Below are 1,479 nucleotides of genomic sequence, written 5' to 3'. Positions count from 1 at the left end.
TGCAAACACATATCCGGGCTCCAGGCTTCTGAACTCACAGTCAAAGAATTCCGCCCAGGCTCCGCCGAAAATGAAGTCCACGCTTCCTTCTATATAGCAATTCCTGAATACAACATGTCTTGGGGTCCTCGGCTTTACCTGTCCGGGGCCTAAGAATCCGTCCTTCTGGATTTCCTTCGGCGGCAGCGGAGCAACAAACAGAGTGTCCTGAAACCCCTTCAGCCTGCAGTTTTCAAAAGTAAGTCCGTCTCCGTCACAGTAGAGGGCCAGGGCCTGACCGGCTGTCTTTCCGCTGCCTGCCGTATTTTCAAAAATGCAATTCCTAAAAGAAAGATTCGTCCCGTTCACCAGCAGGGTAGCCGTCCGGAAGGTATGATAAGGTTTCCCGTCCGGGTGGATTTCCAAAGCTCCACAGGCATTGGTGAAAGTCTTGCCTTCTATCATCTTGTCAGCAAATCCGATTACGGATTGGCCGGTAAAAACGGTTTCCTTTTCCAAATCTTCAAGCATTAAATTCCGCACCATTTCGAAAAATTCCCCCTTGCATTTTTAATTGTAACCGCTTACATTGTATATTGTTTGAATTGGCAATGCAAGCAGATAAACTCGCAGCGGGCCTATAGGCCAAAGCAGGACAAATGTCCTCCAATACCACAGGGCAAACAGGAACAAAAACAGGGGAATCTCATGAATATCTACGACATCGCCCGGGAGAGCGGCTACTCAACGGCCACGGTCTCACGTGTCATAAACGGCTCGGACAAGGTCACAGCAAAGGCCAAAGCCAAGGTCCTTGCCGTCATAGAGGCAGAAGGCTACACGCCGAACGTCTTTGCCCAGGGAATGGGATCTGACTCCATGAAAACCGTGGGCGTTCTCGTCCCGGAAATCAGCGACGACTTCATGTCCCGGGCCGTCTCCTATCTGGAGACCGGCCTTGTTGAGAAAAATTTCGGCATGATTCTCTCCTGCTCAGGCTTCACAAAAGAGGGAAAAGAAAAGCATATCGGCATGCTGCTTGAAAAACGGGTCGACGCCCTGGTCCTCATCGGTTCCACCTATGCTGGAAGTGCGAATGCTGCCCACAATACAGACATCATCCGAAAGGCGGCAAAGACAAAACCTGTTTTCCTCATCAATGCCTTTCTTGACTGTGAAAATGTCTACTGTACGTTTGCAAACGACTTTTCCGTCACATACGATGTGACAAAGCGCCTGCTGGAAAACGGCCGCCAGAAGATTCTCTTCCTGACGGATTCCGATTCCTACAGCGCCAATCAGAAAAAGTCCGGCTACCTGCATGCCCTGCAGGAATACGGCTATGAGGCCGATTCCGATCTCATCATTCATACGAAAAACGACATTACTTTCACAAGAGAACTCATGAAAGCCATGCGGCCGAATATCGATGCCTGCCTGGCGACAGACGATGCCATGGCCGTTGGCGTGATCAAGTATGCCCTGGACCGAGGAATTTCA

Annotated in this window: 2 protein-coding genes; one reads left to right on the top strand and one right to left on the bottom strand. The window is 50.2% G+C overall.

The features are described from left to right. Positions 1 to 525 (bottom strand): pectinesterase family protein (locus VZT47_RS10350; protein ID WP_330224881.1); only part of this gene is annotated, 525 nt, incomplete at its 3' end. Between the two features lie 162 nt (positions 526 to 687). On the opposite strand from VZT47_RS10350, the gene VZT47_RS10345 reads away from it, so the two are divergent. Next, positions 688 to 1,479, top strand: a 792-nt coding sequence (locus tag VZT47_RS10345) for a LacI family DNA-binding transcriptional regulator (protein ID WP_330224880.1), incomplete at its 3' end; no start/stop codon positions are given.

Source organism: Dialister sp. (assembly GCF_036343215.1).
GTDB lineage: Bacteria > Bacillota > Negativicutes > Veillonellales > Dialisteraceae > Dialister.
The sequence above is the reverse complement of the archived record's forward strand: the minus strand, read 5'-3'. Positions and strand labels throughout refer to the sequence as shown.